Source organism: Diplocloster modestus (genome assembly GCF_019042245.1).
In the GTDB taxonomy this organism is placed as follows: Bacteria; Bacillota; Clostridia; order Lachnospirales; family Lachnospiraceae; genus Diplocloster; species Diplocloster modestus.
Genome location: NZ_JAHQCX010000038.1, coordinates 1 through 955, shown reverse-complemented (window position 1 = coordinate 955; position 955 = coordinate 1). Strand labels below are relative to the sequence as shown.

Below are 955 nucleotides of genomic sequence, written 5' to 3'. Positions count from 1 at the left end.
GTATCGGAAGGTGCGGCTGGATCACCTCCTTTCTAAGGAAGAAGAAGTAAGGGTTGTTTTACTGTTTAGTTATCAAGAAAAAACTTGATAACAGTACTTGAATAATGAGGAAGTTCGATTGCACTAACCTCGAGCGCGCCAGAAAGCGGCTTGCTCTCGCTATATTATTGAACATTAGCAGTTCAATAATCAAGAGTTGCAACGAACAGCTTTCGCACTAGACTCGAAAGAACCTCGTCAAGTGCTCAATGCTTCTGGTGTCGATGCGCTTAGGGGACACACCCGTTCCCATCCCGAACACGATGGTTAAGACCTAGGCGGCCGATGGTACTATACTGGTGACGGTATGGGAGAGCAGGTGGATGCCAGATTCTCTTAAAAAAACTCCCGGGAAGGGAAGACTTGAAAAAGTCAGAACGAATCCGGGTTGCATATAGATTCTGCAGCATACGGGCCGGGAAGCATCCCGGGACCTGATGCAGAACACAGAGCTGGTTTTACCAGTGATTAGAGGTTAAAATCCCTGTTAAGGATCCAAAAGAGATTTGCGCGTTCTGACATTGAAAAATGAAGGAATGAAGGAAAGCAGACTGAAAGGAGCCTGACAAAAGTTTTTGATTTCTAATGACTGATAAAGCATCAGTCAACAGGATGAAAGTTCCATTCGTATGACCCGGTAAAACGAGTCGGACAGCATAGATGAGACAAAAGACAGGACTGACATCCAGCATGTACCTTGAAAACTACACATTGAAAAAATCAATTGAAAAATCTGATTTCAAAGAACTGAAAGCGAAGCAGGAACACGATACAGTGAAAAACCACTGCAAAGTGCTCAACCGCGACAATCCAGCTAACGCCGGATTCAGCCGCTGCAGCGCCAACAGAACCGAGAAAAAAGAAACTTCAAGACATCCGAGATTAAAAAGATTAATTGAAACCAATTCAAAGAATC

General features: G+C 44.0%; 1 protein-coding gene and 1 rRNA gene. Both read left to right on the top strand.

What is annotated here, in order from left to right; genetic code table 11:
* Window positions 1-253: 253 nt before the first annotated feature.
* A 5S ribosomal RNA gene (gene rrf, locus KTH90_RS24685) occupies window positions 254-371 on the top strand.
* A 328-nt stretch (window positions 372-699) separates the two neighbouring features.
* Window positions 700-955: hypothetical protein (locus KTH90_RS24680; RefSeq protein WP_238727617.1), on the top strand; the 256-nt coding region annotated here is incomplete at its 3' end.